We start from the raw sequence: 26,469 nt of genomic DNA on the forward strand, positions 1-26,469 counted from the left end.
CAGCGCGTTATTTCACCTAAAGCGAGGACACAAGATGATTGTAATGATGAACAGCAACTGGGCAGTGAAAGGGTAAACCGCCAAATCGCTCTTTGTGGATAATCCACAGTCCCCCTTCTTTGCCCGGTATCACCGGGGTCAACTCTATCCGAATTAGACCCTAATGCTCATGTATTAAGGCGCATTGTTGCGTCTGGGATAATTCAATCATGAATACAAAATTTTCTTTTGTAACCGCGGCCAACAAAAAGCCGAACTTGCTTAAACGTCTCGGTTGGAAGCCATTTTTTCAGCAGCAGATCTCATTAGACGATTACGATGATACCCGCTGGGCTCGCGTCATCGCACATCATCGCAGTGGTTACGTGGTGCTAAGCCAACAAAGTGACGGCTATCAAGAGCATCATTTACCGATCACCCGTTCATTGCCAGCGATGACCGTTGGCGATTGGCTAGTGTTGGATGGTCAGCAACAGTTCTCGTCGCTACTTGAACGCCGAAGCCTGTTTAGCCGAAAAGCCGCAGGGACAAAGGTCGAACAGCAACTGATTGCCGCCAATGTGGACACCGTATTTATCGTCTGTTCGCTTAACCATGATTTCAACCTAAGCCGCATTGAGCGCTACCTTGCCCTTGTTAATGAAGCCAAGGTTGAGCCCGTAGTCGTGCTGACTAAAGCCGATTTGTGCGAGGATGAAGCGGCGCTGCGCCAACAGGTGCAGCAATTGGATCCATTTCTCATGGTTGAGAGTGTCAATGCACTTGACGCTAACAGCGTAAGTCGCTTGATGAGCTGGTGCGGCGAAGGCCAAACGGTGGCGTTTATCGGATCGTCTGGGGTGGGAAAATCTACGCTGGTCAATACCTTGCTAGGTGAGCAGGAGCAAGCGACCGGAGGTATCCGTGAGGATGACAGCAAGGGTAGGCACACCACCACTTCGCGCTCGATTCACTTTCTGCCCTCGGGCGCGGTTTTGCTCGATACGCCGGGAATGCGAGAAATTCAACTGGCGGACTGTGAAGATGGCGTGAGTGAGACTTTTGCGGACGTAGCGAGCTTGGCTAAAGCGTGCCGCTTTGGTGATTGTCAGCATCAAAGTGAGCCGGGCTGCGCCGTGCAGCAAGCTATCTCCAATGGCGAGTTAGATGAACGCCGTTTTAACAACTACCAAAAGCTCTTACGTGAGCAGGCCCATAACGGCGCCACGCTTGCGCAGCAACGCGCGCAAAGTAAACAATTTGGCAAAATGGTGCGGCGGGTGATGGGAGAAAAGCAAAAACGCAGAAACGGGGTGTAATCTCGATAAGTTCAAGGAGGCGAAATGCCTCCTTGAAATTAGGCAGCGGCCGTTTCATGCTGATCGTATCGTTATTAAATGGTGATTACACTAAGTTATCACCTCAACTCTATATTGGTGTTATCCATGAAATCTTCACTTGGCTTCTTTCTTTTCAGCAGCGCGTTTTATGTCAGCGCTGATGTGACATTACCGCCGTTTGAGATTAATGACTCAACGTGGCGTGAAAAAGTGTTTTCTGGCAATACTCAATATCAGCCAATGCTAGGTGGTTCAGTGCTGCAAGCAGTCAGTGAAGAGAGTGCGTCTGGCTGGGTAATCGCTAAGCGCGTTGATCTTTTGCAGACACCGATGATCCATTGGCGATGGAAAGTGGACCAAGCACTCACCAGATTAGACGAGCGCAGCAAACAAGGGGATGATTATGCCGCGCGGATTTATCTTGTGATGGAAAAGGGCTTGATGGGACTAAGCTCACAAGCGCTCAATTACGTTTGGTCGAGCTCACAAAGTGAAGGCACTTCTTGGGATAATGCTTATGCAGGTGAAAGGGTCAAAATGTTAGCGGTGAAAGACAACGAGGCAAAACTTGGCTTATGGCATGATGAAAAGCGTAACGTTTATCAAGACTTCATCACCTACTTTGGCGACAAGGGTAGTGATATCGATAACGCCCGCGCGTACCAGTATATTGATGTCATTGCTATTATGACCGATACGGACAATAGTGGCGAGCAAGCCCATGCGTTCTATGGTGAAATAAGGTTTACAGAACAGTGAGTAATGTTTGTCACCATGGAATTTTAGTGATGAATGTTTTTGGGGTTTTATGAGTGATGGATGTCGAATAGAATCGCTTGTTTATAAACGACGAACCTCAGATCTCCCATTTGACCCCAGATGGGTAATCTCCATAATTGACCGAGTAGTGCTATGACTTTTTCTCCTATCAAAACTGCTGTAGTGGGCTACGGCTTTTCTGCAAAAACCTTCCACATCCCGTTTATTACCAGCTTAGAAGCCTTTGATTTTGTTGCTGTCAGCACCAGTAAGACAGAGGTAGCCCAAGATTGGCCAAACGTCCAGCACTTTACAGACGCCGTGGCGATGCTTACGGAATCTGACGCTGAACTGGTGATTATTACCGCACCCAACAGTGAGCACTTTCCGTTAGCGAAATTAGCATTGGAAAATGGGAAGCACGTCATCATTGAGAAGCCGTTTGTGACGAATGTGCAAGATGGTCAGGCGTTGATTGATTTGGCCAAAAGAAATCAGTGTCTACTCAGTGTTTACCACAATCGACGTTGGGATGGAGACTTTTTAACCGTCAAATCCCTTATTGAAGAGGGGAGAGTAGGTGACGTCAAACATTTCGAGTCTCACTTTGACCGATTCAGACCCGAAGTGCGCGTTCGCTGGCGTGAACAGGCGACCGATGGCGGCGGTATTTTATTCGATCTTGGCTCGCATCTTATCGATCAAGCGCTTGAACTGTTTGGCTTACCAGAGGCGATCAGTGCTCATTGCAAAATGCTGCGTCCATCGAGTACCACGGTGGATTACTTCAACGTTACGCTTCATTACCCCAACCGATTAGCAGTACTTCATGGCGATATGTTCAGTGCGGGCCCCAACCATCGTTTTACTGTTAAGGGCACACAGGGCAGTTATGAAAAATACGGTCTTGATCCTCAGGAGTCTCAGCTAACTTCAGGCATGACACCCTTAGACCCAAGCTGGGGCCAAGAAAGTGAGGTGCACTTTGGGCGTTTTTATCACGATGAAGGCTCTGAGCGGATTGATACTTTTTCGGGTCAATACCAAACCTATTTTGAGCAAATGGCCAGCGCGATTCGACACAACACACCAGTCCCCGTCACGCCCCAACAAGCGCTAGCGACGATTCGCCTGATTGAATTAGCGATGCAGAGCAGCCGCTTAGGGCAAACATTAGCACTGGAAGGTCAATGGGAGTGGAATCAATGACTCAAGCGTCATTAGAGGTATTGTTAGAGCAAGAAGCTCAACTTCAGTTTGAACGCTTTAACAATGAGACAGCATGGGAGCTAGGGCTGGCATTAAAACAGCGTGCCGAAGCGCAGTCGGCGGCTGTGCTGGTGGAAGTGTATGCATTTGAACAGGTCATCTTTCAGTTCGCCATGCCCGGAACCACAGCCGACAATCTAGACTGGGCGATGCGCAAACGCCGCTCTGTGATGCGATTTGGCCACAGCTCCTATTACTTAGGTCAGTACAATGCGCAAAAGCAGCGAGATTTTGAACGCCAAGCGCACCTAGATGCGACTCAGTACTGTGCGCATGGTGGATCATTCCCGATTCGAATTCGAGGTTGTGGCCTTGTCGGTGCCATCACGGTCTCAGGGTTACCTCAAGCTGACGATCATCAGTTACTGATTGAGGTGTTAAGTGACTATTTGGCTAATTGTTCAAGAGTCACCTAAATCTAGGTGACCTAAATCTGATGGCGAAAAGTCTTATGCTAGGGCGTTGGGATGCCCAGTTCAGCGCGCATTTGATCAATAATACGCATGTGCTCTAGCGTTGATGAGAGAGGGTGAATCTCACTAAAAACTTGGCCACTGCGAATGCATGCCATGGCTTCACGAATCTGGTATTCAAACCCACCGCCGTGATGGGTGACCTGAAAGGTTTCAGGGGCGTTATCGTCAGCGTAGAGCGTGGCAGATTGGGCACCAAAGAAAGGCGCATCAATGACAATGCGTCCATGAGTGCCTGAGATTTGCATCACCATTGGCTCATCCACATGGAAGCTACAATGAAAGGTTGCGTGCCGGCCGTCACCATAATCTAAAAGTGCATTAACCGTTTCTTCCACCCCTGTTTGCCCGACATCGCCGCTCAGTTTCCAGTCACACGGCGCTTGACCAAATAGGAGGTTCGATAGCGCGATATTGTAAATGCCAATGTCGTGCAGTGCGCCACCACCGAGTAAGGGATCAAATAAACGATCATTTGGGTCTACATCCACCTTAAAACAAAAGCTCGAGTGAACCTGTTTCACTTCGCCAATTTGCGCCAACCATGTGTTCATATTTCGCCAAACAGGGAGAAATTTCGACCACAGCGCCTCCATGATGAAAGTAGACTGTTCTAAAGCGAGTCTCGCCAACGCTTGTGATTGCGCGGCATTCATCGTCAATGGCTTTTCACACAACACCGGTTTTCGGGCCAACAAGCATTGTTTTGCTAGCTCAAAGTGAAACGCATGAGGTGTGGCGATGTAGATGGCATCGATGTCGGGGTCGCGAATTAACTCGGCGTAATCTAGATAGATGCGATCGATTCCATACTGCTCAGCGAACGCTGTTGCGCGCTGTTTATCTCGACTGGCGACGGCTGTGATACAGGCGTCGTCGACAACACTGATCCCTTTGGCAAAGTTATGCGCGATGCGACCCGGCGCAATCACGCCCCATTTCATGACGGGTTGAGTGTGGGTGGCTGACATGAGTTCTCCTTTCTCTTTGCAGTCTGCACTATAGCGTATTAATTAGGCAGCTCATGCGTACGCAAACGAGAATGTGAGCACTCTCAACTGCTTACCTTACTCGGTGACCATTTCTGGTGCAGGTTTCATGGCGGCCTCATCACTCACGGAGGTGGTCGTCTCATTGCTGAGGTGATAAATCATCGCAGGTAAGTCATTCCGATAGAAGCTCGCAGTATAAGCACTGTTCGCTTTAGGCAGTGAAGCGGAAAATCGCTCAAGATCGGCACTCAGTATGTCCAGTGATGTCTCTTGGGCCGCATCAATTCGCTCATCAATCGTCTTGACCAAGTTGTGTAACGTCTCTTGGTATTGCTCAACCGTGTGGCTGTTGACCGGTTGAAAAACGAAAAACAGGTTGGCTAAACGGAGCACGGCCATTTCTGTTTCTGGCGTTAGGGCATCAAGGGCACAAAAGCGTTCTATGTGGCCTTTGAATGTCTGTTTAATGCGTTTGGAGCGCAGCAATAGCGTCTGCTTTGCGTCTTGGCGACTTTTTCTACGTACAGATTCGGAGTGATAGTAGTGCGCCAGCAGCGCGGTAAGGACGATAGCCAACAAAATAACAAGGGTGAGTAACATAAAAAAGGAAAGGCAAGGATAACGTGGTAAAACAATGCATTAGTTTATATATCAATAGCGTTGAAAAGCAAAGGGTTTGATGGTGCAAACCCAATGCGTGTAATGGTTTGTGTGAGGACGGCGCTTTAGAGAAAACAGATCTTCGACGCTATTACCCGACTAATCCCAGATGGGTGCTAACCCATCTGGGTCGACTTCACGCCCATTTCTTTCTAATGCGTCGATGCGTGCCATATTATCATCACTCAGTGTTAGCTTTTGCGCCTCAAGGTTGCTGGCTAAGTTATCGCGCTTGGTCGATGAAGGGATCACCGCATAGCCCTTGTTTAGCGCCCAAGCGAGTGTAACTTGCGCTGGGGTTGCGTTGCACTCAACCGCGATCTGTTTGATGACCTCATCGTGAAGCACTTTGCCGTAGGCGAGCGTCATGTATGACGTCACCTGAATCCCTTGCTGTTGCATGAATTCAACCAGTTTGTTGTTTTGCAAATAAGGGCTCAGTTCAATTTGGTTAGTGGCAATGTGATCGACACCGACGATATCAATCGCTTGCTGAAGCAGGTCGATATTGAAGTTCGACACACCAATCTGTTTTGTCAGACCAAGCGTCTTTGCTTCCATCAGCGCCTTCATGTACTCCTCGATATTCTTGTCTGTCCCCGGCCAATGAATCAGAGTGAGGTCGACGTAATCCGTGTTGAGTTTCTTAAGGCTCTCTCGAAGGCTAGCAATAAGTGATGCCTCGCTCATGCTATCCACCCAAATCTTGGTGGTAATAAATAGTGATTCACGAGGCAGATTATTTGCCGCGATCATCTCTCCAATGTCCGCTTCATTGCCATAAATTTGCGCAGTATCAATGGCGCGATAGCCCAAGTCGAGCGCGTGTTTGACCGATTGTTTTACTGTGTCTCCTGTCAGACGAAATGTGCCGACACCGAAAGTGGGAACTGCCATATGAACTCCTATTTTTAAAGGAAGGGTTTGTGTGCTGACTAATGTACGGTGTCTATTTCTTGCAGTATAGTTAACAAAAAGAAAATCTAATTTGATAATTGGTAAACAATGAAAGCGACCCTCGATGAGATGAAGACGTTTGTGACTGTAGTGGATGTGGGTTCGATCAGCGATGCTGCACAAGTATTGTCGGTGACGGTCTCTGCTGTCAGTCGCACCGTATCGCGCCTAGAAACTAAACTCGACACGACGCTGCTTAATCGTACAACGCGAAAGCTAGATGTGACGAGTGAAGGGACGGTCTACCTCGCCAAAGTTCGGCAAATCTTGGATGAGGTAGAAGCGGCGGAAGCGCAGCTGACCAGCCAAAAAACACAACCATCAGGATTGTTGAGAATCAATGCCGCGACCCCTTTTTGTTTGCATGTGCTGACGCCATTAATTGCTCGCTATCAGCAAACGTATCCTGATGTGGAGATTGAGTTAAATTCCAATGAAGAGAACATCGATCTGGTCGGCAAAAAGACCGACATTGCGTTTCGCATCGGCGAACTAAGAGATTCAACGCTCAGAGCCACGTTTATTGGCCATAGCCGTATACGTATTCTCGCCAGTCCTGCGTATATTGAAGCACAGGGCAAACCTAACTGTGTTCATGATCTGCTGTCGCACAAATTGCTTGGCTTTAGCCGCCCGGAGTCGCTAAAAGATTGGCCATTGCTTGATGACAGTAACAAGCTCATCAAGATCACGAGTAATCTACGTTCGGACAACGGGGAAACGATTCGTGCCTTAGCACTGCACGGTGCTGGGATCGCTTGCTTGTCAGACTTCATGACTTATCAAGATAGGCAGAGTGGCGCCCTCACTGAATTGCTTACAGATGCTTCACAAGACATTCGTCAGCCCATTCACGCTGTCTATTACCGTAACTCTGCTACGTCACGACGCATCAGTTCTTTTATTGATTTCGTCAAGAAAGAAGTGACAGTGCAAGAGGGACGTTTTTTGTAATGCCGATGCCTACTCGCACCATCAATCACAAGGACAATTAATGCTGGAATTAGGAATGAACCGAGAGCAATGGATGATCAGTGCTATCTTACTCGGTACGGTGTGCCTGTTTTTGCTCGGACGGTGGCGACACGATATGGTGGCTTGTGTAGGTAACGAAACAAAAAAGGGGAGCAATTCGCTCCCCAAGACAGTGTTGACGTGGTGGAATAAAAACTTAGGCCGTAGCGAACTTGTAGGTACGGTAACCGCCGAGTAGGTTACGCGCCTTAAAGCCGTTGTTGACCAATTGACGGTAGGCTACGTTACCGCGTAACCCTACTTGACAGTAGATAACGATCTCTTTGTCTTTAGGGAGCTCATTCATGCGGTGACGCAACTGGTCGACAGGGATGTTAATCGCACCATCGATGTAACCGACCGATTCCAGCTCACCTGGGTTACGCACGTCTAGCAGGACTTGGTCCTCTGTGAGGTTGTCGATTTCATCAAAGTGAATCGCTTTGCTGTCGCCTTTGATTAGGTTGTTGGCAACAAACGCGGCTTGGTTAATGACGTCTTTTGCCGAGCCGTACGGTGGGGCGTAAGTTAATTCAAGGTGCTGCAACTGATCGACAGTCATACCTGCGCGCTGAGCTACCGCCATCACGTCAATGCGTTTATCGACGCCATCTTTACCGACCGCTTGTGCGCCCAAAATTTTGCCAGAGGTTGGGTCAAACAGCATTTTAAACGACACAATTTCCGCGCCAGGGTAGTAGCTCGCATGGCTCGCGGTGTGAACATACACTTTTTCATAGGCGATGCCTGCGCGTTTTAGCTGCTTCTCATTCTTACCGGTAGAGGCGACGGCAAGATCAAAAATCTTACAGATCGCAGTGCCCTGTGTGCCTTGATACTGTTCACTGCGGCCAAGCATATTGTCTGCCGCCATGCGGCCTTGACGGTTGGCAGGTCCTGCTAGAGGGACCAATGTCTGCTCACCGGTCACGAAGTCTTTCTCTTCGACCGCATCACCGACGGCGTAGATGCTAGGATCGCTGGTTTGCATCGCTTCATTGGTGTAAATGCCGCCAAGGGCGCCAATTTGTAGACCGGCTTCTTGTGCGAGCTTGGTTTCTGGGCGCACACCGATAGCCATAATAAGAATGTCAGTGGTGAGCGATTCGCCATTGTTGAGTGACAGTGTCAACTCACCTTCGATGTGTTGATGTTCGACATCCTCACCCGAAGCGATACTTGCCATGTGATCATTGGGTACATATTCGACGGCGCTTAACGCAACACCCAATTTGAGATCGATGCCGCGCTGGCGAATTTCCGCGTGCGCGAAGCCTGCCATTTCACGATCGACGGGCGTCATCACTTGATCGGCCATTTCGATGAGGGTGGTTTTGATGCCGAGCTGGTGGAAGGCTTCCATCATTTCAAGGCCAATAAATCCGCCGCCCACGACAGTGGCGTGTTCCGGTTTGTTCATCTGAATCGTTTTGATGATGCGATCCATGTCTGGAATGTTGCGCAGTGAATGCGTCAGCGGATTCTTGATACCAGGGATCGGTGGCACAACCGGACCTGCACCTGGGCTTAATAGCAGAAAGTCATAAGACTCTTGGTATTCAGTGCCATCGAGCAGATTTTTTACCGTGATGGATTTGTCTTCGCGATTAATGCGCACCACTTCATTCATCACGCGGACATCGACGTTAAATCGTGCAAGGAAGCTCTCCGGAGTTTGCAATAGGAGCTTACTGCGGTCGGTAATGTCGCCGCCGATGTGGTAAGGCAAGCCGCAGTTGGCAAACGAAACAAACTCACCACGTTCAAACATGATGATTTGAGCATCCTCGCTAAGGCGACGAGCACGAGCAGCCGCAGATGCACCACCTGCAACACCGCCTACGATAACAATTTTAGTCATGGGTGACTCCGATTAGTGAAAACCAAGTTTTTTCAAAAAGAAAGCGGCAGGGCACAAACCTGTAAACGCGCTTTGAATCAAGTTAACGCCAACAAACACAGTTAGCCAAACAAAGTGGCTACTGACGGTGAAGGTCAGTACCACCGATAGCAGAACCATACTGCCTGCCAGTACACGAATAGCATTTTCTAACGTCATGATCGTTCTCCTTTCGAATCATTTCCGTGATGAAACCCTCGTACTATAGAACCCTAAATTAGAAAAGTCTAATGTTTATTTATCTAATTACAAAAATACTAAATTAGTATTGACTAAATTAGGTTTGGGTTTATTATCAAGCCATTCGTTAGAGAGCATTCCATTGCAAAATAATAGGTGTGTCATGAGTGAACAAACATTGAATCTAAGCCAAATGCAACAAAATGCGGTTGAGGCTTCTGATCTACTCAAGGTCATGGCTCACCCAGAGCGTTTGATGGTCTTATGTCAATTGACGCAAGGCGAAGTCGGCGTGGGGGCCTTGCAAGCAGGGTCGACATTGAGCCAATCCGCCTTCTCTCAACATCTTACTGTGCTGCGTAAGCATGGATTAATACAGGCGCGTAAAGAGTCCCAACAGGTGTTCTACTCCTTGGCAGATGCGCGAGTGATTCAACTTATTCAGAGTTTAGAGACAATTTTTTGCGCTCGATAACGCTGGGTAAACCCAACATTAATACATACGACACTTAGAGGTAGATATGGCGTTCACAGTTCCTTGGGAATCGTTAGCAGGAGGCATGTTACTTGGGGTTTCAGCCACGATTTTGTTGCTGATTAACGGAAAAATCGCGGGCATTAGCGGCATCATGACGGGGCTACTTACGCCGAAATCGAACGATTTTGCTTGGCGATTGCTTTTCGCGGTGGGCATGGTCTCGGGCGGTATTCTCGCAGCCTTGCTGTTTGTTGACGATGTGGTGACGGTCTATTCAACCAGTGCGACAGGATTGGCGCTCGCCGGTTTGCTTGTTGGAGTGGGTACGCGCCTTGGCAACGGTTGCACCAGTGGGCACGGTATTTGTGGCCTTGGCCGTTTGTCTAAGCGTTCAATGGTCGCGACTGGCGTCTTTATGGGCGTGGCAGCGTTGACGGTATTTGTTCGATTCCACCTTGTATAACCTTAGGATCTTTTCATGAATAAAGTTGTTTTTCGTTTAACGTCACTGTTGGCAGGCGTGTTATTTGGCATGGGCATGGTGGTGTCTGGCATGGCAGACCCACACAAAGTTCTGGGCTTTTTGGACATCGCGGGTCAGTGGGATCCAAGTTTGATGTTTGTGATGGGCGGCGCCTTGTTGGTGTTTATGCCGAGCTATTTTTTGCTGATTAAACCCAAGAAAAAGCCGCTCGCGGCACAGACCTTTTGCCTAGCAAAAAGTAAACAGATTGATGGTCGATTGATAAGCGGCGCTGCGCTGTTTGGCGTGGGTTGGGGGCTGGCTGGCGTTTGTCCAGGACCTGCAATGGCCAGTCTCGGTTTAGGTAACGTGGGCGTTTGGATCTTTTTTGCCAGCATGATGGTTGGTCTAGGGGCCACTAACCTAATGATTTGTTATAAAAACAGCCGCAAGTCACAGTCTCAACTTGCTTAAGTTTTACACTGATACATAACCCCTCAAAAAAAAGGAGCGGCGATCATGAAAAGGACATTTCAACTCTCTGTAGCCACCTCTGCACTGGCCGTGAGCCTGATGGGCTTTTCTGCTGTAAGCATGGCTAACCAGAATGACACGTTGTACTTGGTCACACGTGCTCCGATGGCGCAGAGTGTCCATTTAGATGGCGTGATTCAACCCGTCAATCAAGGAACCGTCGCCGCTCAGACGTCTGGGCGAGTTGTGAGCTTGCACGTTGACGTCAATGATGTCGTCAAACAAGGGCAAGTGTTGCTTGAAATCAGCGCGGTGCAACAATCAGCCTCGCTCGATGCCGCCAATGCACAACTGGCTAGTGCGATTGCGCTAAATCGTGAGGCGCAAGCTCAGGTTGCCCGGTATCGTCAACTCTTCCCGAAAGGCGCAATTTCTCAAGATCAAATGGACAGCGCAGAAGCGCGTGCGCGCAGCACTGCGGCCTCAGTGAAAGCGGCGCAAGCAAGTGCCGCTCAGGCAAAAGAGTCCCTTGGCTACACCAGTATTCAAGCGCCTTATGACGGCGTGGTCACAGCGCGTCACGTCGAGCTTGGTGAAACCGTTGCGCCAGGGTCGCCACTACTCAGTGGCTTCTCTTTAGATCGTCTGCGCGTTGAAACGCAAATTCCTCAGCGGTATCAACCGCTTGTTAAGGATGTCTCTCAATTTGATGTGATGGCACCCAATGGCGAGCGCGTCGCGCCCACCTCCTATAACTTGTTCAGCTACGCCGACACCACGTCTCACACCTTCAAAATTCGTTTGGATTTACCCGAAAGCAAAGATTTGCCTGCTAATGCGAGCGCTTTGGTGCCGGGAATGTGGGTAAAAACTGAGTTTCGCTTCGGTGAACGCGCGATACAAATGATTCCCAATGAGGCGGTAGTACGCCGCGGCGAGTTAAGTGCGGTTTACCGTCAAAGTGAAAACGGACCGGTGCTTAACCCAGTGCGTTTAGGTCAACAAGTGGGTGAGTACGTTGAGGTGCTGTCTGGGTTGGAAGAGGGAGACGCGATCTACGCGACCCTGCCAACATTAAGCCAGCAGCAATAAAGGCAGGGGGAACGTCGCATGGAACATAAGCTAGGGATCTCAGGCCGTATTGCCGCAGCATTTCAAAACTCAGCCATGACGCCGTTGTTAGCGTTGGTAGGCTTATTGATGGGTCTGTTTGCGGTTATCATCACACCCAAAGAAGAAGAGCCGCAAATCGATGTCACCTTCGCGGATGTGTATATTCCCTTCCCCGGAGCAACGCCCGCTGAAGTGGAGAGCCTAGTCACCACACCCGCAGAACAGATCATTTCTGAAATCCAGGGTATTGATAAAATCTACTCCTTCTCGCAGCCCGATGGCGCGATGATCGTCGCGATCTTTGATGTTGGCGTCAGCCGTAATGATGCTGTGGTGCGCATTTATAATAAACTCTATTCCAATAAAGATTGGATGCCGCAGGGCGTGGGTGTTGGTGAACCCGTCATTAAACCCAAAGGGATTGAGGATGTGCCGATCGTCAGTATCACCTTATCCAGCCCATCGGCGCAGCTTGATCAGCAGCAGTTAACTCAGGTAGCACACGGCTTAGAAACTGAGCTTAAACGCATTGAAGGGACACGAGACATCTATACAGTCGGCAGTCACGAGACCATTGTTGACGTGCGTTTAGACCCTGTAAAGATGAACAGTTTTAATATCACCTTGGATCAGCTCAATCAGCATTTGCCCGCCGCCAATCAAAGCTCACCCATGCTGAGCTTGACCCATGAAAATCAACAGTTTCCAGTCCAAGTCGGCCAGTTTCTTTCACGCGTTGAAGAGGTGAAACAGCTAGTGGTCGGGTTGTATAACCAAACCCCCGTCTATTTAGAAGATATTGCTACGGTTAGCTTAGGCACTAACACGCCGACGCAGCAGGTGTGGACGACCTCAAAAGAGGGCATGCGTCCCGCTGTCACGCTCGCGGTGGCAAAAAAAAGCGGTGAGAACGCAGTCAACGTCGCGAAAGCCGTTGAAGCGCGTTTAGACGCACTTAAGAATCAACTGATTCCCGAAGGTATTAAGGTTGAAATTACACGTGACTACGGTAAAACCGCGGCGGACAAAAGCAATACGCTGATCGGCAAACTGGCGTTCGCCACGGCGGCGGTGGTGATTCTGGTCTTGCTTACCATGGGTTGGCGTGAAGCCATCGTCGTCGGAATCGCCATTGTGGTGACCTTGATGATCACGCTGTTTGCGTCTTGGGCTTGGGGATTTACCCTCAATCGTGTGTCATTGTTCGCCCTAATATTCTCAATCGGTATTTTGGTCGATGACGCGATTGTGGTGGTGGAAAACATTCATCGGCATATGTCGATGGGCAAAAAATCACTCGATGAATTGATCCCCGTCGCCGTCGATGAAGTCGGCGGACCGACCATCTTAGCAACCTTAACCGTGATCGCGGCATTGCTGCCGATGGCGTTTGTGAGCGGATTGATGGGGCCATACATGAGCCCAATTCCAATTAATGCGTCCATGGGGATGCTGATTTCGCTGGCGGTCGCCTTTGTGCTCTCACCTTGGTTGGCGCATCATCTCCTCAAACACGCCCATCACGAAGATGCAAAAGGTGCGAGCTCATCACTGTTTCATCGCATTATGGCCCCTTTTGTCACCGCCAGAGCACAGCGTCGCAATCGTTGGTTGTTATTGTTGGCGATATTGGCGCTGATTGCTGGTTCGGTGCTGCTGCCAGTGGCGCAATCGGTGGTGTTGAAGATGCTGCCTTTTGACAACAAATCCGAGTTTCAAGTAGTGCTGGATATGCCAGAGGGTGAGCCGCTAGAGCGGACGCAGCGCGTACTGTTTGAACTTGGACAAGCGCTCGATGAGGTGCCTGAAGTCACTGGCTATCAAATCTATGCGGGTACGGCGGCGCCTATCAACTTTAATGGCTTGGTTCGTCACTACTTTATGCGCAATCAACCGAATCAAGGCGATATTCAAGTGAATTTGGTGGATAGGAAAGATCGTGACCGCGATAGCCACACCATTGCTGGTGAGGTGCGCCCAGTGCTCAATGAGATTGCATCGCGCTTTGGGGGCAAAGTTAAAGTGGTTGAAGTGCCGCCGGGGCCACCGGTTTGGTCACCGATATTGGCAGAAGTCTACGCGCCAACCGATGCCATGCGTCATCAAGCCGCACAGCAGATACGCGCAATTTTCCGTGAGACGGAGGACATCGTTGATGTTGACATGTATCTGCCCGAACATCACCAAAAATGGCAGGTGGCGATTGATCGAAGTAAGGCCGCGCATTATCAAGTGCCGTATGCGTCGATAGTCGATGCGCTGGCAACGGCGGTGGGTGGCAAGCCTGTGACTTATCTGCACAGCGAGCACAGTAAATACCCAGTGCCCATTATGATTCAAGCCAGTGAAGAGGCTAAAGTGCGCTTAGAGCAAGTGCTGAACATGAAGGTCAGCAGCCAAAATGGTCAAGCGTTTCCGCTCTCGGATCTCGTGAGCGTCAACGTGTTGCCAATGGAAGCCTATATCGTACGAAAAAACATGGTGCCTATGGTGATGGTGGTCGCCGATATGGCTGGCGAGTTGGATAGCCCGCTGTATGGCATGTTCGACTTAGTCGGTAAGTTGGATGAGGCGATGACCCTAGAGCAATACTATGTCGCGCAACCTGATGGACTTAATGGCGTCTCAGTGCGTTGGGATGGCGAGTGGACCATTACCTACGAAACCTTCCGAGATATGGGCATTGCTTATGGTGTTGGAATGATTCTGATCTACTTATTGGTAGTGGCGCAGTTTAAATCCTATTTGGTACCGCTGATCATTATGGCGCCGATTCCACTGACCATCATCGGTGTGATGCCAGGTCATGCATTGCTCGGCGCGCAATTTACCGCGACCTCTATGATTGGCATGATTGCGCTAGCAGGCATCATCGTGCGTAATTCGATACTCTTGGTTGACTTTATTAATCAACAGGTCGAAGAGGGCGTTGAGTTTGCAGAAGCGGTGATTCAATCGGCGGCGGTTCGCGCGAAACCCATCATGTTAACCGCACTGGCTGCGATGATTGGCGCGGTGTTCATTCTCGATGACCCGATTTTTAATGGTCTCGCCATCAGTTTGATTTTCGGGATCTTCGTTTCTACCATTTTAACGTTGTTGGTGATCCCCGTGCTGTACTACGTTGCGATAAAACATCGCTTTGCTCGCTAACGTCTATTTAAAGCCAAGGGGATAACCAAAATTAGTCGATAATGCGAGTGACCATCGGACAATGATCGCTAAGGCGATATTGGAAGAGGTCACTCGTTTTATAGGTGACTTGATAAGGCATGGCCAGAGTAAGCGATGGGCTGGCGATGACATGGTCAATCAGGCTGCGAAACTTATGGGTTTTATTCGCTTGTTTGTTAGAGCGCACTACGCATTGCGCTGCGGTACGATCGCTCGCCAATTGCGCTTTGGTGCCCTCTGTCAAGGTGCGCCAAAGCCAGTCGCCTTTAAACGCCAGATTGTGGTTAAAGTCGCCCATGATGAGGTAAGCCTCTTGGTTTGCTTCACGTTCACTGATCCACGCGTTTAAGCTCTCACCTTGAGTGTAAAGAAGGCGACAATCTCGATTATCACGATACGTGCCGCTGCAACCGGCTTTTAAATGCACCGAAAGAAGGTGCAGGGGTTGATGGCCTTGCGGGTTAAGCACCAGATAAGCGGCAAAGCGCAATCGGCTGCGAGCTTGATCCACCAGTATGATGTCGTCACGTTGAACGACCTCTATACCCGCTCTCACCGCAAACCCTGTATATTGGTTAATCGCACCAAACTGGGCGTCTTGATGGCGCTCTAACGAGCGATCCGACAACCAGATTTGATAGCCCGACCCCACAACGTTGCGCAGCGCTTGTTCATCATTGACCTCTTGAAAGGCGAGCACGTCGGGATCGATTTGGGCAAAATAACGACCTAAGGCGTCGAAATCTTGTGCAGAACGCAGTGGCGCTTCAAAGCGATCGCTAGGGTCAGAGCTAAGCCACTCAATATTCCAACTGGCTAACGTCAGAGCATGACTTGAGCCGATGGAACCAACCAAGGCGACAAGTAGCACGTAAGCTCTGAGTGAGAGAAAAGAGGCGGTCCAATCGCGCATTGTTAGCGTCACCCTATCCATGAATTTGACTCATCCTTTATCCTATAAGTGCTCTGAAAAATGCAAGCGAATTCATCTCAAATCTGAATGTTTTCATCGTTTCCTTCCTAATTTTGATCGGTGCCACTAGAACGCTTTGATCTTACGCTAGGGGCGTTTTTTATTGATCAAAATCAATACTTCCATGGTGCCTATCTCGTTAAATACGCCACAATATATAGTATTGCTCGAATAAAAATTAACCCTATATAGTGTGTTTGTGGATAACTCTGTGAGTATGCTGGGTAAGGAGGAAAGGTGAAACCAATCGTAATCAAACGGGATGGCTCAAGAGCGACATTTAGCCGGGATCGTATACAAGCCGCAGTGGAAGCCGCCGCCGATAACGTTGATAAAGAAATTGCCATCTACGCACTCAATGTCGCGTTAGCGATCGAGCTGCAATTAAGCGATCACGATGAAGTCCACATCCATGAAATCCAAACCCTAGTTGAAAACGAGTTGATGCAGGGGCCGTATAAGTCACTCGCGCGTGCTTACATTGAGTACCGCCATGACCGTGACATCGCGCGTGAAAAACAAAGTGCGCTGACGCGCGAAATTGAAGGTCTGATTGAAGAGAGCAATGTTGATCTCATCAACGAAAACGCAAACAAAGATGGCAAGGTGATCCCGACTCAGCGCGATCTTTTGGCAGGCATTGTTGCGAAGCACTACGCGAAAACCCACATTTTACCCCGTGATGTTGTTCAAGCTCATGAATCGGGCGACATTCACTACCACGATTTAGATTACGCGCCGTTCTTTCCAATGTTCAACTGTATGCTGATTGACTTGCAAGGCATGCTAACCCACGGTTTTAAAATGGGTAACGCAGAGATTGATACACCGAAATCGATCTCGACGGCGACCGCAGTTACGGCGCAAATCATCGCGCAGGTTGCCAGTCATATCTATGGCGGCACCACCATCAACCGTATTGATGAGGTGCTCGAACCGTACGTGATGACGAGTTATGACAAGCACCTAGAGATCGCCAAAGAGTGGGATATTCATGATCCTGAGGCGTTTGCGCGTGCGCGCACTGAAAAAGAGTGTTACGACGCTTTCCAATCGTTGGAATATGAAGTGAACACCCTGCACACCGCTAATGGTCAAACGCCGTTTGTCACCTTTGGTTTTGGTTTAGGCACCAGTTGGGGCTCACGCCTTATCCAACAATCCATCTTGAAGAATCGCATTGCTGGTTTGGGCAAAAACCGCAAAACAGCGGTGTTCCCCAAATTGGTATTTGGCATTCAAGACGGCCTAAACCACAAAGCGGGCGATCCGAACTACGACATCAAGCAATTGGCGTTGGAATGTGCATCGAAGCGTATGTACCCCGACATCTTGAACTACGAAAAAGTTGTCGAAGTGACAGGGTCATTTAAAACGCCGATGGGTTGTCGTAGCTTCTTGGGCACTTATGAAGAAAATGGTGAGCTGATTCATGAAGGTCGCAACAACTTGGGTGTTGTGAGCCTCAACTTGCCACGCATCGCTATTCAAGCGGGCGGCGATGAGAGCAAATTCTACCAACTGCTGGATGCCAAGCTGAAACTGGCACGCCGTGCGTTGGAAACACGCATCTCACGTTTAGAGAATGTCAAAGCGCGCGTCGCACCTATCCTCTATATGGAAGGGGCATGTGGCATCCGACTAGGTGCCGATGAGCCAATTGCGAACATCTTCAAAAACGGTCGTGCCTCGATTTCACTTGGTTACATTGGTATCCACGAGACAGTGAATGCGCTCTTTGGCCATCAAACCCATGTGTACGATAACAGTGAACTGCGAGAAAAAGCGCTTAACATCATTAAGCATCTTAAACAAGCAGTGAATCAGTGGACACAAGAGTCTGGCTACGGTTACAGCTTATACGGCACACCAAGTGAAAACTTGTGCAGCCGTTTCTGCCGAATCGATACCAAAGAGTACGGTGTGATTGAAGGGGTGACGGATAAAGGCTACTACACCAATAGCTTCCACCTTGATGTGGAGAAGAAGGTTAACCCGTACGATAAAATTGATTTTGAAATGCCATACCCTGAAATCTCAAGCGGTGGATTCATCTGTTACGGTGAGTTCCCGAATATGCAGCGCAACATCGAAGCGCTCGAAAACGTCTGGGATTACAGCTATAGCCGCGTGCCTTACTACGGCACCAACACGCCGATTGACGAGTGTTATGAGTGTGGCTACAACGGGGAGTTCGACTGTACCAGCAAAGGCTTTACCTGCCCAAGCTGTGGCAACCACGACTCGACCAAAGTATCAGTGACGCGCCGCGTGTGTGGTTATCTTGGTAGCCCAGACGCCAGACCTTTCAACTTCGGCAAGCAAGAAGAAGTAAAACGACGCGTTAAGCATCTGTAAGTGGTCACCTAGACAAGCTGATAAGAAGCCAGTTTGACTGGCTTCTTTTGTTCTCTGTTTTGTTTCGTGTTTAGTTAGCGGCTTTTGTTTTGGAAAGAGCGATGAATTATCATCAATATTACCCCATCGATGTGGTTAATGGCCCTGGCACCCGATGCACCTTGTTTGTCTCAGGTTGCGTGCATCAGTGTCGAGGTTGCTACAACCAATCTACTCAGCGTTTGGATTCAGGAGTGTTGTTCACTCAAGAAGCGGAAGATAGAATCATCGCTGATCTTAACGATCCACGTATCAAGCGCCGTGGGTTATCGCTGTCCGGTGGGGATCCGCTCCACCCTGCTAACGTGCCGCACATCCTTAAGTTGGTCAAACGCGTACGCGCCGAATGCCCGGGAAAAGACATCTGGGTCTGGACGGGATATACCCTAGCAGAGCTTGATGATGCGCAGCGTGAAGTGACGCAGTACATTGATACCTTAATCGATGGCAAATTCATTCAAGAGCAGCGCGATGTTAATCTTGAATGGCGAGGTAGCGCGAATCAAATCATCCACACGTTCAAATTGCAGTAATACCTTGGGGTAGGGCTCATTGTTAACTGTATGTGAAAATTTACAAAAGCAATCGATGAAATTGAACTCTCGCTCACAAAATAGTTTCTAGAAAGTAGGATTAAATGATAAGTTGTCAGCCATCTTGAATTTCAAAGGGTTGTGACTTTCATGTTTTCTCAATTACCAGCACCTATGCTGGATCCGATTCTTTCTCTCTCTGTTGCGTACCGCAACGATCCTCGTGATGAAAAAGTAGACCTTGGCATTGGTGTTTATAAAAACAGCGCAGGTGAAACCCCTGTAATGCAAGCCATTAAACAAGCCCAAGATATTGTCGTCGCGACGCAAACCACCAAATCTTACGTTGGCCTTGCGGGCTGTGAGCAGTTTAACCAGTCGATGATTGATCTGCTGTTGACGGGCACATCGGCAATGGATCGCGTGTCTGCTATTCAAACCCCAGGTGCGAGCGGTGCTCTGCGTATGCTGGGTGACCTGATGAAGGTGGCGCAGCCAAATACAACAATATGGATTTCTGATCCAAGTTATGTGAACCACAAACCTGTGATGGAAGCGGCGGGGCTGAAAGTACGTCACTACCGCTATTTTAGCCGTGACACTAAGCAAGTCGACGTTGATGCCATGATGGCGGATCTGCGCACCGCTGGAAAAGATGACGTCGTGTTATTGCACGGCTGTTGCCATAACCCAACGGGTGCTGACATCGATTTTGACGCATGGCAGGCCATCACCCAGCTGTCGCAGAAAAATGGTTTTACCCCGTTTGTCGATATCGCTTATCAAGGTTTTGGCGATGGGTTAGAGGAAGACGCGAAAGGTCTTCGCTACATGGCAGACAACGTGGAAGAGATGTTGATCACCACGTCATGCTCGAAAAACTTTGGCCTATACCGTGAGCGCACGGGCGCGGCGATTGTGGTTGCAAACACTAAGCAGGAAGCGGACAACGCCAAAGGCAAGTTGATGACCCTCGCGCGTTCCACCTACACCATGCCGCCTGATCATGGTGCAGCGCTAGTGAAAACCATTTTGGGCAGTGACGCGCTGACCCAAGTCTGGAAACAAGAGCTGTCACAGATGCAACAACGTTTGGTTAGCCTACGCAAAGCATTGTGTGATGAACTGAAAAATAGCCACGGAACATCACAATTCGACTTTATTCAGAGCCACAAAGGCATGTTCACTGTGCTAGGCTTTAGCCAAGAGCAAATGACGCAACTGCGTGAAGAATATGGCATTTATGGCGTAGGCGATGGTCGAATTAACATTGCTGGCTTGACGGAAAAAGACATCCCATACGTTGCCAACGCTATCGTTCGTGTCGCGTAAAGACATCTGCGTATTGAAAACTCGCGAGTGCCGCTCAAGATGAGCGGCCATGTTGACAAGATTAGGTGGTCCAATGAATAAAACATGGAAAATCGTCCTACCGTTACTATTGAGTGGTGGATTGGTGGCGTGTTCAACGACGGGTGAATCAGTGGTTGAGCCTGAGCAAACGCCACAAACGCAGGAGCCGGAAGTGACAACGCCAGAGGTGACGTCACCAGACACCTCGGAGCCAGAGCCGACTGCACCACAAGAGCCTGAGGTCAAACCTGAGCCTAAGCCGGAAAAACCAGTGGCACCTAAGCCGACAGAATCGCCGAAGAAAACGGCGGATGGCAAGTTGATGCTTGGTGAACAAGAGTGGGTGTATGTGCCCGGACTAGAAGCTAGCTTTAAAGCGCGTATCGATACTGGGGCGACGACGTCATCCATCAGTGCAGTAGAGGTGTTGCCGTTCGAGCGTGACGGAAAGGATTGGGTCAAGTTCAAAATTGAACATGAGGGTGTAAAAAGCAGAGAAATCGCTTTGCCTGTTCAGCGCTGGGTGAAAATTCGCCAATCAACTTCTGAAGAGTCTGAAAAGCGCGCAGTGGTTGAGGGTTGGATTCAAATCGGTGATGTGAAGGAAAAAACAGAGTTCACATTAGCCGACAGAACGCACTTGACCTACCCAATACTTCTTGGTCGTAGCTTCTTTAAAGACATTGCCGTTGTCGATGTCAGCCGTACGTTTATTCAAGACAAACACAAGTAAAACGCTCTGTTTGTCAGCTGAAAAAAAAGCCGCTTAGCGGCTTTTTTTATGGAATGTCACAAGAGACTCGGTTAGATGACCTTGCCTTAGTCAATGGCCAGCAATTCAACGTCAAAAATGAGTGTCGCTGCGGGTGGGATAGGGCCAGTGCCGCTTTTTCCGTACGCTAATGCGCTTGGAATAAACAGTCTTACTTTGTCACCGACGTTCATGTAAGTCAGTCCTTCTTGCCACCCTTTGATCACTTGACCAAGTTTAAAGCTGATAGGCTCTCCACGCTCGACAGAGCTGTCGAAGACCGTGCCGTCAATCAAACTACCGTGGTAGTGCACTTTTACTGTGCTTGCCACGGTAGGGAATACCGTCCCTTCACCTTTGGTGAGTACTTGGTATTGAAGACCACTGTCGGTGGTGATAACGCCTTCTTTTTGGCCATTCTCAGCCAAAAATGCCTCACCAGCAGCAAGGTTAGCTTCGGCCGCTTTGCCGTTCGTCCAAGTACGATAGACAAAAAACACAGCGAGAACCACGATAACGATAGGAATGATAATTTTAGACATAGTAACGTCCTGTCAGAGTTAAGGTTGAGCAAGTAAGAATTGGATCGTATTGGCAATGTCGGCAATATCGCTGTGGGCAGAGGTAAGGATGCGATACTTGCCTTTGACGATGAACATTGGCACCGCATTGATCTGCCCTTGAGTGGTCATCTCATGCGCGCGTTCGATCTTTTTAAACAGCTGACTTTGCTGATCATTATCGAGATTGTAAGGGCTGGTTAAGTTGCGAGTTTCAAACGCCGCATCAATCGCTTGTTTCTTGTCATCTAACGATGCGCCATCCCCCATTTGCGCAGCGGCAAACAGTTCCGTCATCATTGCGTGATCCGGTGTATGACCAAGTTGCATTTGCGCGGAGTAGTAAATCATCGCACCCACTTGTGCGCTTTCATTGAACGTGACGTGCACCTTGCCAAACGACTGGCCGACCAATTGTTCAAGTTCAGGTAGCGCCTCTTCCATTTTACGACAGTGACTACAATGTAGAGAGAACACTTCAATAACAGGCTCCACTCGGAAGGTGGAGAGGTTAACAGGGAGTGGTTCGTAGTGTTTGCCTTCGGTGGGTTCGGTTGACTCACTGCATCCGGCTAAGCCAAATGTCAGTATGATGAGTGTCAGAGTAAGGAGTTTGTTCATTATGACTATCTCTGTATGCGCAGGCTTATCGTTCAACGTGACACCAACTCCATTTAACTCATTGGTTTATCGTTGAATTCGCGCTGAGCGTGGAATGTGTTTCGATTCTACTATCGATAAGCCTTGATTCACAAGCTAAGTAGGTGGAGTCGCGACCACCCTTAAAGTCTGTAGGGTGGTAAGAAATATGCGTTTGGTCACGAGAGAAGCGCTAAAGTTCGCGCAAAATGGTCGATATAAAGAGAGTGTTGAGAAGTAACGAGTGATGACGACCATGACAAAATACATTTTGCCTCTACTGTTACTCCTGTCTGGATGCAGTGCCTCTATTCCCAAGGAGTTTGCTCGACTAGGCGGAGATATGTTGGATACCGCTCCGCAAAGCGACTCTGAATTGCGTTATCCAGATTGGGGTAATGCGCCGATGTTATCATCAAACGCTGGTGTACAAGGCCCGATGGGGCAACAGCGCACTCAAAGCTATGGGGACTTACAGAGCTTTTTAGTCAGCAATGGTGTCGATTACGAAATTCTTCCGGGGAATCATGTGATGGTCAAACTTAAAGATACGATCAAGTTCCGCACTGGCTCATCGAACTTATCACCGGATTCTTTATATTGGGTCGATATGGTGGGGCGTTACTTATCGAAACAACCCGACATCGACATCGTGATTGACGGGCACGCGGATAGTACAGGCAATGCGTCTTTCAATGATCAACTCTCCGTCAAGCGAGCACAAGCCGTAAAAGCGCAACTGGCGCGCAACAACGTATCCATGAACTCTATTTTCACGCGCGGCTATGGAGAACATGTGCCAGCCTGTAGTAATAACACCCCGTCTGGCAAAGCCTGCAATCGACGCGTGGAAGTGCTCTTTATCGTTTCAAATAACTAGCGGGTGATACCCACCATACGTTATCTCACACTGACCAACCATGAGCCTGACGTTTGTCAGGCTTTTTGTTCGTTCGAAAGTTCTTCTTAGGCCTCAGAGTTGCAACTGTGGCTTGCTCTCCGCGATTTCAGCAACAATCTGGCGATAACTTTCTAACATTTTGTGTTCGAACGCTCATTTGTGGCGGTCGATGCTTTTATGTGTTCTTGCTTTGTGCACAATGACGTCATAAGACAAAAAGAAAGTAAAGGACCCTACTATGACGGAGCAAAAGTACATCGTCGCTCTCGATCAAGGCACGACAAGCTCAAGAACGGTGGTACTCGACCACGATGCCAATATTGTCAGTGTCTCCCAACGTGAATTTACTCAGATTTACCCGCATGGCGGCTGGGTAGAGCACGACCCGATGGAGATCTATGCCACGCAAAGCTCAACATTGATTGAAGCGCTGACCAAAAGCGGTATTCGCAGCGACCAAGTGGCGGCGATCGGTATCACTAACCAGCGTGAAACCACTATTGTCTGGAACAAAGAAACGGGGAAACCGATTTACAACGCGATTGTTTGGCAATGTCGTCGTACCGCGAAGATTTGTGAGCAGTTACAAGAGCGTGGATTGTCGGATTACATTCGTGATACCACAGGGCTTTTGCTTGACCCTTACTTCTCGGGCACTAAGGTGAAATGGATTCTCGACAACGTCGAAGGCGCACGTCAACTGGCGCAAGAGGGAAAACTGCTGTTTGGTACGGTGGATACCTGGCTCGTGTGGAAAATGACACAGGGTCGAGTGCATGCAACCGACTATACCAACGCCTCACGTACCTTGTTGTTTAACATCAACACCCTAGAGTGGGATCAGCGCATGCTCGACGAACTGGACATCCCGCGTTCCATGATGCCGGAAGTGAAAAATTCGTCAGCGTTGTTTGGTCAAACGAACATCGGCGGCAAAGGCGGTACGAGAATTCCGATTGCTGGGATCGCAGGCGACCAGCAAGCAGCGTTGTTTGGCCAGATGTGTGTGAGTGCGGGCCAAGCGAAAAATACTTACGGCACGGGCTGCTTCTTGTTGATGAATACCGGCAACGAAAAAGTGACCTCGCATAATGGACTGCTGACGACGCTCGCTTGCGGCCCGAGGGGAGAGCCCAGTTATGCGCTAGAAGGTGCGGTATTTATGGGTGGCGCATCCATTCAGTGGCTGAGAGATGAACTTAAGCTGCTCTCTGATGCGAAAGATTCTGAATACTTCGCAACCAAAGTGGCGACCTCAAACGGAGTGTATGTCGTGCCAGCGTTCACCGGTTTGGGCGCACCGTATTGGGATGCGTATGCGCGAGGCACCATTGTTGGACTGACGCGTGGGACCAGTGCGAATCACATTATCCGTGCGACGTTGGAAGGCATTGCTTATCAAACCCGAGATGTGATTGACGCGATGCAAAGTGATTCTGGCATCAAACTCGAAGCGTTGCGCGTTGATGGCGGCGCAGTGGCGAATAATTTCCTGATGCAATTCCAAGCCGATGTGCTGGATGTGGATGTGATGAGACCCAAGGTCACCGAAGTCACGGCTCTTGGGGCAGCGTATCTTGCCGGGCTAGAAGTCGGTTTTTGGGACAGCTTGGATGAGTTGAGTAACAAAGCAGAAATCGATCGCCAGTTTACGCCGCATCATGATGAAGAGAAACGCCAACGTCGATACAAAGGGTGGAAGCGCGCTGTCAATGCTGCGCAGGCGTGGGCTGCATTGCATGAAGAGGACGACGACGAATAAAAAACGCCCTCGCTACAGTGAGCGAGGGCGTCTGTCTAATTAAATCAGAATTAAGCGGCGCTCGTTACTTTTTCAGCGCTGCTTTTTTTTTCGCTTTGCATTTTGGCAAGGAAGTAGACGTTCACACAAGCGATGAAACCGTTGGTGACCACCACTGGCCACGCATCAATCATCAAGCCGTAAGCGGTGAATAAACCACAACCAACGAAGTTTAGAATGCGAAGTTTAACGATATCTTTCATGGTAAGTGAGATAGCGACCATGATAGACGCCGCGTAACCCAAAATTTCAACCATATTCATGTCCATAATTTGACCCTCATAATGTATCTAGGCAGTGTCTGTGCCCGACCCAATTCTTCTCGTCATGAGATAAGTGAGGAAGCTCCGTGCCTCGAATGGTCAGTTGATTAACTGTGGTGGACTATAGCAGGGTGAAATGTGTGACGAAACCCTCAATTTGCGTAACGGAGAAGGTTAGCGATTACGCAAACGTTTTACGTCAAGAGACAAAGGAAAATAACGATTTGTGTTGAACGTCAAAGTCTTTGAGACGTAAAAAAGCCCGCAGGTGATGCAGGCTCGATAAGAAGTAAAATGACGCTGAGGGTTATTTCTTCCCTTGTGCCACTTTATCTTCTTCAGTAAGTTCGCGAATACGGCGGCTGATTTCACGGCGTTCTTTTGAAATTTCAGCACTTTTGATGATGTGGTCATCGACGCGATCTTCGTAATCCGCTTTCATGTTTTTGATGATCTGCGTGATTTCTTCGGTGCTCATGGTTGGCTTGATGTAATCCAGTAGGTTATCGAGCAAATCGACACGTTTCTGGTTATCACGAACTTTCTTTTCGTTATCTAGAAGTTCACGTTTGAGTTTATTTTTACGACGAGCCTGAGCTACGATTTCAAATACACCACTCATAGTAGGTTCCTTTCCTAATTCTCTTAAAGACTGCCACGATTAAATCACATCATGTCGCAGGTGAATAGTCTTTAGATCAATCATTACAGCATGTTGACGCTTTTATCGCCGGTCACTCTGGGCAAGAGCAACGCAATGATTGAGCCCATAGGAAAGTTCAGGCTATTATCAGGGAACCTATTAAAACTGGATTGTTTTCAACATTCACTATGTACCAATCAATGTTACGTCACTCGTCTATTATATTTAACCTCGCTTCCGTTGTTGAAGACGACATTGCTACTGCTGTTGAGGCGTCACCTAAGACAGAGAAAGTGGCCAACGCGTATCGCTCTGAACGTACGCGTCAAGAGATCACAGAAGTCGAACTCAACCGTAGCAAGATAGTGATGATGGACAACAATGGTAATATCAAAAGAATCCCACTCATTGGTGAGCACTAGGGCATCAC

27 protein-coding genes are annotated in these 26,469 nt (G+C 49.0%); 17 read left to right on the forward strand and 10 right to left on the reverse strand.

The genetic code is table 11. The annotated features are described in order from the left end of the window. The first annotated feature begins 209 nt into the window (after nt 1-209). The 4 genes from rsgA to AC6R0R_RS00315 all read left to right on the forward strand — a co-directional run bounded on the left by rsgA (nt 210) and on the right by AC6R0R_RS00315 (nt 3,763). Nucleotides 210-1,298: a ribosome small subunit-dependent GTPase A gene (gene rsgA, locus AC6R0R_RS00300; protein WP_500625270.1), complete on the forward strand. Its 1,089-nt coding sequence runs from the start codon at nt 210-212 to the stop codon at nt 1,296-1,298. A 126-nt stretch (nt 1,299-1,424) separates the two neighbouring features. Then, nucleotides 1,425-2,078, forward strand: coding sequence for a DUF3047 domain-containing protein (locus AC6R0R_RS00305; RefSeq protein WP_500625271.1), 654 nt, complete (start codon nt 1,425-1,427; stop codon nt 2,076-2,078). Nucleotides 2,079-2,231: 153 nt separating this feature from the next. Beyond that, nucleotides 2,232-3,287, forward strand: a complete 1,056-nt coding sequence (locus AC6R0R_RS00310; RefSeq protein ID WP_500625272.1) for an oxidoreductase — start codon at nt 2,232-2,234, stop codon at nt 3,285-3,287. Further along, nucleotides 3,284-3,763, forward strand: coding sequence for a heme-degrading domain-containing protein (locus AC6R0R_RS00315; RefSeq protein ID WP_500625273.1), 480 nt, complete (start codon nt 3,284-3,286; stop codon nt 3,761-3,763). Before AC6R0R_RS00310 ends, AC6R0R_RS00315 begins: the two co-directional genes overlap by 4 nt. Before the next feature lie 38 nt (nt 3,764-3,801). Here AC6R0R_RS00315 and AC6R0R_RS00320 read toward each other — a convergent pair whose 3' ends face one another. The 3 genes from AC6R0R_RS00320 to dkgB form a co-directional block, all read right to left on the reverse strand. Further along, a complete protein-coding gene (locus AC6R0R_RS00320; protein WP_500625274.1) occupies nt 3,802-4,791 on the reverse strand; it encodes a Gfo/Idh/MocA family protein in 990 nt (329 codons plus the stop codon). 96 nt (nt 4,792-4,887) lie between these two features. After that, on the reverse strand, nt 4,888-5,412 hold the full coding sequence (locus AC6R0R_RS00325; RefSeq protein WP_500625275.1) for a hypothetical protein: 525 nt from the start codon (nt 5,410-5,412) through the stop codon (nt 4,888-4,890). Nucleotides 5,413-5,571: 159 nt separating this feature from the next. Then, a complete protein-coding gene (dkgB, locus tag AC6R0R_RS00330; protein WP_500625276.1) occupies nt 5,572-6,369 on the reverse strand; it encodes a 2,5-didehydrogluconate reductase DkgB in 798 nt (265 codons plus the stop codon). 108 nt (nt 6,370-6,477) lie between these two features. Here dkgB and AC6R0R_RS00335 point away from each other — a divergent pair, with 108 nt between their 5' ends. Continuing rightward, on the forward strand, nt 6,478-7,383 hold the full coding sequence (locus AC6R0R_RS00335) for a LysR substrate-binding domain-containing protein (protein WP_500625277.1): 906 nt from the start codon (nt 6,478-6,480) through the stop codon (nt 7,381-7,383). Between the two features lie 217 nt (nt 7,384-7,600). Here the strand turns inward: AC6R0R_RS00335 and AC6R0R_RS00340 are convergent, their stop codons facing one another. Together AC6R0R_RS00340 and AC6R0R_RS00345 are read right to left on the reverse strand one after the other, a co-directional pair. Then, nucleotides 7,601-9,304, reverse strand: coding sequence for an FAD-dependent oxidoreductase (locus AC6R0R_RS00340; RefSeq protein ID WP_500625278.1), 1,704 nt, complete (start codon nt 9,302-9,304; stop codon nt 7,601-7,603). Between the two features lie 12 nt (nt 9,305-9,316). Beyond that, nucleotides 9,317-9,502, reverse strand: a complete 186-nt coding sequence (locus tag AC6R0R_RS00345) for a YgaP family membrane protein (protein ID WP_334551801.1) — start codon at nt 9,500-9,502, stop codon at nt 9,317-9,319. 184 nt (nt 9,503-9,686) lie between these two features. Between AC6R0R_RS00345 and AC6R0R_RS00350 the strand changes: the two genes are divergently transcribed. The 5 genes from AC6R0R_RS00350 to AC6R0R_RS00370 are packed head-to-tail and all read left to right on the forward strand — an operon-like array spanning nt 9,687 to nt 15,204. After that, the gene (locus tag AC6R0R_RS00350) at nt 9,687-9,998 is read left to right on the forward strand and encodes a metalloregulator ArsR/SmtB family transcription factor (protein ID WP_500625279.1); all 312 of its coding nucleotides are present in this window, start codon (nt 9,687-9,689) and stop codon (nt 9,996-9,998) included. A gap of 46 nt (nt 9,999-10,044) precedes the next feature. Continuing rightward, nucleotides 10,045-10,464 carry a YeeE/YedE family protein gene (locus tag AC6R0R_RS00355; protein WP_334551803.1) on the forward strand — a complete coding sequence of 140 codons (420 nt, stop codon included), beginning with the start codon at nt 10,045-10,047 and terminating at the stop codon, nt 10,462-10,464. Between the two features lie 15 nt (nt 10,465-10,479). After that, nucleotides 10,480-10,938 (forward strand): DUF6691 family protein, encoded by a 459-nt coding sequence (locus AC6R0R_RS00360; protein ID WP_500625280.1) that lies wholly within the window; start codon nt 10,480-10,482, stop codon nt 10,936-10,938. Nucleotides 10,939-10,983: 45 nt separating this feature from the next. Next, complete coding sequence (locus AC6R0R_RS00365; protein ID WP_500625281.1) at nt 10,984-12,030, forward strand: efflux RND transporter periplasmic adaptor subunit; 1,047 nt, start codon at nt 10,984-10,986, stop codon at nt 12,028-12,030. Nucleotides 12,031-12,048: 18 nt separating this feature from the next. Continuing rightward, nucleotides 12,049-15,204, forward strand: coding sequence for an efflux RND transporter permease subunit (locus AC6R0R_RS00370; RefSeq protein WP_500625282.1), 3,156 nt, complete (start codon nt 12,049-12,051; stop codon nt 15,202-15,204). Between the two features lie 31 nt (nt 15,205-15,235). Here the strand turns inward: AC6R0R_RS00370 and AC6R0R_RS00375 are convergent, their stop codons facing one another. Further along, the gene (locus tag AC6R0R_RS00375) at nt 15,236-16,138 is read right to left on the reverse strand and encodes an endonuclease/exonuclease/phosphatase family protein (RefSeq protein ID WP_500625283.1); all 903 of its coding nucleotides are present in this window, start codon (nt 16,136-16,138) and stop codon (nt 15,236-15,238) included. Nucleotides 16,139-16,435: 297 nt separating this feature from the next. On the opposite strand from AC6R0R_RS00375, the gene nrdD reads away from it, so the two are divergent. From nrdD to AC6R0R_RS00395, 4 genes are all read left to right on the forward strand, one after another. Beyond that, nucleotides 16,436-18,556, forward strand: coding sequence for an anaerobic ribonucleoside-triphosphate reductase (nrdD, locus tag AC6R0R_RS00380; RefSeq protein ID WP_500625284.1), 2,121 nt, complete (start codon nt 16,436-16,438; stop codon nt 18,554-18,556). 101 nt (nt 18,557-18,657) lie between these two features. Beyond that, nucleotides 18,658-19,128, forward strand: a complete 471-nt coding sequence (gene nrdG / locus AC6R0R_RS00385; RefSeq protein WP_500625285.1) for an anaerobic ribonucleoside-triphosphate reductase-activating protein — start codon at nt 18,658-18,660, stop codon at nt 19,126-19,128. A 150-nt stretch (nt 19,129-19,278) separates the two neighbouring features. Further along, nucleotides 19,279-20,460, forward strand: coding sequence for an amino acid aminotransferase (locus AC6R0R_RS00390; protein WP_500625286.1), 1,182 nt, complete (start codon nt 19,279-19,281; stop codon nt 20,458-20,460). Nucleotides 20,461-20,533: 73 nt separating this feature from the next. Then, complete coding sequence (locus tag AC6R0R_RS00395) at nt 20,534-21,214, forward strand: putative ATP-dependent zinc protease (RefSeq protein ID WP_334551810.1); 681 nt, start codon at nt 20,534-20,536, stop codon at nt 21,212-21,214. Nucleotides 21,215-21,300: 86 nt separating this feature from the next. Here the strand turns inward: AC6R0R_RS00395 and bamJ are convergent, their stop codons facing one another. Together bamJ and AC6R0R_RS00405 are read right to left on the reverse strand one after the other, a co-directional pair. Further along, nucleotides 21,301-21,774 carry a BamJ family beta-barrel-assembly machinery protein gene (gene bamJ / locus AC6R0R_RS00400; RefSeq protein WP_500625287.1) on the reverse strand — a complete coding sequence of 158 codons (474 nt, stop codon included), beginning with the start codon at nt 21,772-21,774 and terminating at the stop codon, nt 21,301-21,303. Nucleotides 21,775-21,792: 18 nt separating this feature from the next. Next, nucleotides 21,793-22,413 (reverse strand): thiol:disulfide interchange protein DsbA/DsbL, encoded by a 621-nt coding sequence (locus AC6R0R_RS00405; RefSeq protein ID WP_500625288.1) that lies wholly within the window; start codon nt 22,411-22,413, stop codon nt 21,793-21,795. A 274-nt stretch (nt 22,414-22,687) separates the two neighbouring features. On the opposite strand from AC6R0R_RS00405, the gene AC6R0R_RS00410 reads away from it, so the two are divergent. Continuing rightward, nucleotides 22,688-23,311, forward strand: coding sequence for an OmpA family protein (locus AC6R0R_RS00410; protein ID WP_487902891.1), 624 nt, complete (start codon nt 22,688-22,690; stop codon nt 23,309-23,311). Nucleotides 23,312-23,570: 259 nt separating this feature from the next. Then, a complete protein-coding gene (gene glpK / locus AC6R0R_RS00415) occupies nt 23,571-25,094 on the forward strand; it encodes a glycerol kinase GlpK (protein ID WP_500625289.1) in 1,524 nt (507 codons plus the stop codon). Between the two features lie 50 nt (nt 25,095-25,144). Here the strand turns inward: glpK and AC6R0R_RS00420 are convergent, their stop codons facing one another. Both AC6R0R_RS00420 and AC6R0R_RS00425 read right to left on the reverse strand, forming a co-directional pair. Further along, a complete protein-coding gene (locus tag AC6R0R_RS00420; RefSeq protein WP_334551815.1) occupies nt 25,145-25,402 on the reverse strand; it encodes a YgjV family protein in 258 nt (85 codons plus the stop codon). Nucleotides 25,403-25,703: 301 nt separating this feature from the next. Next, entirely contained in the window at nt 25,704-26,018 is a 315-nt protein-coding gene (locus AC6R0R_RS00425) for a DUF496 family protein (RefSeq protein ID WP_334551816.1), read from the reverse strand. A 221-nt stretch (nt 26,019-26,239) separates the two neighbouring features. On the opposite strand from AC6R0R_RS00425, the gene AC6R0R_RS00430 reads away from it, so the two are divergent. Next, the gene (locus AC6R0R_RS00430) at nt 26,240-26,461 is read left to right on the forward strand and encodes a hypothetical protein (protein ID WP_500625290.1); all 222 of its coding nucleotides are present in this window, start codon (nt 26,240-26,242) and stop codon (nt 26,459-26,461) included. Nucleotides 26,462-26,469 lie beyond the last annotated feature (8 nt).

Source organism: Vibrio sp. R12-SW3-ISO1, from assembly GCF_059834005.1.